The following is a 3,621-nucleotide window of genomic DNA, read 5'->3' on the forward strand; positions in this document are numbered from 1 at the left end:
AGACGGTCCGCCAGCCTCTTCTAGAAAGGCTCAGGGAGGAGGAGATCCCGGCCGAGATCACCGGCCGGGCGAAGAACTTCAACTCGATCTGGGAGAAGATGCAGCGGGCCGGGGCTCAATTCGAGGAGATCTACGATCTTCTGGGGGTTCGCGTCATCACGGAGTCCCGGATCGACTGCTACAGGGTGCTCGGGATCGTCCATGACATGTTCCTCCCCGTGCACGATCGCTTCCGCGATTACATCGCGACCCCGAAGAGCAACATGTACCAGTCCCTCCACACGACCGTGATCGCCTCGTCCAGCCGCATGGTGGAGATCCAGATCCGCACGCGCGAGATGCACCTGACGAGCGAGATCGGGATCGCGGCGCACTATCGCTACAAGGAAGGCGGCCGCAAGGAGCAGGAGCTGGAACGGAAGCTGGGCGAGCTGCTCCTGATGCGGGCGGTGGATGTCGACAGTCCCGAGGAGGATCCGAAGGAGTTCCTGGACGTGCTGAAGATCTCGCTCTATCAGGACGAGGTCTTCGTCTTCACGCCCAACGGCGAGCTCAAGCAGCTGCCGCGCGGCGCCACTCCCCTCGACTTCGCCTTTGCCGTCCACTCGGAGATCGGCAGCCACTATGTCGGCGCCAAGGTGAACGGGAAGCTCGTCTCTCTGCGTCACAATCTGCGCAGCGGCGACACGGTCGAGATCCTGACGAGTCCTTCCGCCCGGCCGAACCAGGACTGGCTCTCGATCGTCCGGACGGGCCGGGCAAGGGGGAAGATCCGCCAGTGGTTGAAGCAGCAGACCCTGGCCGACAGCGTCGCCCTCGGGCGCGAGATGCTGCAGAGGGAGCTGCGGCGCCACCGCAAGAAGCTCCCCTCCGAGGAGGAGCTGGAGGACGCGGCGCAGAGCTTCGGGCTTTCGGATTCGTCGACGCTCCTGGCGGCCCTGGGGCAGGGGGAGCTGTCCGCGACGGCCGTCTACAACCGGCTCTTCCCCGAGTCCGCGACCCTCCCCTCCACGATCGCGGCGGCGGAGCGCTTGAGGGGGCTCGCCCGCTCCCCGGTGCGGGGCATCAAGGTCCAGGGGATCGACAACGTGATGATCCAGTTCGCCCATTGCTGCGAGCCGGTGCCCGGCGATCCGATCGTCGGGCTGATCACGCGCGGCAGGGGGGTCTCGGTCCACCACCAGGGATGCCGGAACATCCTGGATGAGCGGGTCGAGAAGGAGCGGCTCATCGACCTTCAGTGGGATGTGGAGGGCGGACCCCTCTTCCTCGTGCGCCTCGAGATCCACGGCAACGACAGGCAGAACCTCCTGGCCGACATCTCCAAGGCGATCTCTCACACCAAGACGAACATCCGCGAGGGGATGATGCAGAGCGTGGACTCGGCCGCTCAGGGGCACTTCATCGTCGAGGTCCGCAATCGAAGGCAGTTGAACGAGGTCATCCGCGCCGTGCATTCCGTAAGGGGTGTGACGGGCGTCGACAGGCGCGCGGAGTCCACCAAGATGCCGGACTCGGAGAAGGGAGAGGAGGAGGAATGAATCGGTCGCTTGCGGTCCTGCTGGCCGTCCTTGTCGTGTGCGTCGCGTCGCCCGCCTCCGGCGAGGTCCAAGTCGGTCTCCGCGGGGGATGGTCCCACGCGCGCGGAGACCTCTTCACAGGCAGCGGCGATCCCGGGAGCGCCGGGATCTACGGCGTCGCGCTCGGCTTCGGGATCTTCGAACGCGTCGATCTGGAGGTGGCCTACGAACGCTACGCGAAGGAGTTCACCTTCGACCACGGCGTCTTCGAGTCCACCCTCTTCCACGGGCGCGTCGATTACGCGAATCAAGCCTATCTCTTGACCGGCAAGATCGAGCTCCCGCTCGTCCTGAAGCCGTTCGGTCTCTACGGGGGCGGCGGGGGGAGCCTGCACGAGATCCGGATCACGGTGGAGCCCGACGACGCCGGCCTCTCGAGCATCGCCGAGCAGCTCAGCGATGAGAGGAACGAGTGGGAGTGGCACCTCGTGGGGGGGCTCTCGCTGAGGATTCCGTCGACGCCGCTTCTGACCTACGCGGAGTATCGGTACCAGGATGTGTCGGGAAAGCACGGGCTGAGCTACGCCTCGGTCTATGCCGGGCTGAACCTGGTCCTCGAGTAGGCCATCGTGCTCGCGGTCGTTCAGAGGGTCGCGCGCGCATCCGTCCATGTGGGGGAGTCGTACCGCGCCTCGATCGGGCAGGGAGTGCTGATCCTGCTCGGCGTGGCGGAGGGCGACGAAGAGACCGACGCGCGCTGGCTGGCGTCGAAGTGCGCCACTCTCAGGATCTTCAACGATCCCGACGGGAGGATGAACCTCGACCTGGCAGCCGTGGGCGGCGCCGCCCTCGTGATCAGCCAGTTCACTCTCCTCGGCGATTGCGAGAAGGGGCGAAGGCCGAGCTTCACGAACGCTGCCCAACCCGCCGCGGCGGAGCGTCTCTACGAGCGCTTCGTCGCCTTTCTGCGGGGGTGCGGGGTGCCTGTCTCGACCGGCATCTTCGGGGCCATGATGGATGTCAGCCTGATCAACGAGGGGCCGGTGACGCTCCTCCTCGACTCCACCCCCTGGAAACGCCGTCGGGCCATCGACGCGCAGAGGGCGGCGGGAGGGTCGCGCTCCGGCGGGGAGGAGCAGGCGCCGGATGGGCGGGTGACGGACGAGGGGATGGCGTGACCGGACTCTCCCGCGGCGCGATCCTCCTCGGGCTCAAGGGAGAGCCGGTGATCCTCGCGTCCCTCTCTCCCCGCCGCCGGGAGCTGCTGCGAATGCTCGGCATCCAGTACGAGACCCTCGTCCCCGGCGTGGCGGAAGGCAACCGTTCGGCGGGAGAGACGAGCGCCGCCTATGTCGAGCGGCTGGCCATCGAGAAGGCCCTTTGGGTGCCCTCCGGGCTGAACGGCTACGCCGTGCTCGCGGCCGACACGGTCGTCTGTCTCGAGGGCGATGTCATCGAGAAGCCGGCCGACGCGGAGCACGCGCGCCTCCTCTTGACGAGGCTGTCGGGACGGTGGCACGAGGTCTACACCGGCGTCTGCCTGAGGCGCCTCAGGGACGGCCGGATCGTGGCGGGCCACGAACGCTCGCGGGTCCTCTTCGACGAGCTGAGCCCGGCGACGATCGAGACCTACATCGCTACCGGGGAGCCGATGGACAAGGCGGGCGCGTACGGGATTCAAGGGTACGGGGGGCTCCTCGTGCGGCGAATCGAAGGGTGCTACTTCAACGTCATGGGCCTTCCTCTGGCGCGTCTCCGCAGCCTGGCGGGCGAACTGGAAGGCGTCTCATGAGCGCGCGGGATCCTGTCCCGATCCCAACCATCCGCTGGGCTCGCGGAGGCGCGCGGATTCTCGATCAGCGGTTCTTGCCTCGCAGGGAGACCTATCGCGATCTCTCCTCGCCGCGCCAGCTGATCGCTGCCATCAGATCGCTCGCCATTCGTGGGGCGCCCGCCCTGGGAGTGGCAGGCGCGTTCGGCGTGGCGCTCGCCGCCCGAGAGGCGATCCGGCTCGGACGCGATCCCGTTCGCGCCTGCAGGAGAGCGGCGGCGAAACTGGCGGGCGCGCGACCGACGGCTGTCAATCTATCCTGGGGGGTGT

Annotated in this window: 4 protein-coding genes; all 4 read left to right on the plus strand. The window is 67.3% G+C overall.

Annotated features, from left to right (window positions below):
- A partial coding sequence (locus tag FJY88_12625) for a bifunctional (p)ppGpp synthetase/guanosine-3',5'-bis(diphosphate) 3'-pyrophosphohydrolase (protein ID MBM3288179.1) occupies positions 1-1,541 on the plus strand: 1,541 nt, incomplete at its 5' end.
- Complete coding sequence (locus FJY88_12630; GenBank protein ID MBM3288180.1) at positions 1,538-2,143, plus strand: hypothetical protein; 606 nt, start codon at positions 1,538-1,540, stop codon at positions 2,141-2,143. The genes FJY88_12625 and FJY88_12630, both read left to right, overlap by 4 nt.
- Before the next feature lie 6 nt (positions 2,144-2,149).
- On the plus strand, positions 2,150-2,698 hold the full coding sequence (locus FJY88_12635; protein MBM3288181.1) for a D-tyrosyl-tRNA(Tyr) deacylase: 549 nt from the start codon (positions 2,150-2,152) through the stop codon (positions 2,696-2,698).
- Positions 2,699-2,718: 20 nt separating this feature from the next.
- Positions 2,719-3,312, plus strand: coding sequence for a septum formation protein Maf (maf, locus tag FJY88_12640; GenBank protein MBM3288182.1), 594 nt, complete (start codon positions 2,719-2,721; stop codon positions 3,310-3,312).
- Positions 3,313-3,621: the final 309 nt, after the last annotated feature.

Source organism: Candidatus Eisenbacteria bacterium, from assembly GCA_016867495.1.
Lineage (GTDB): Bacteria > Eisenbacteria > RBG-16-71-46 > CAIMUX01 > VGJL01 > VGJL01.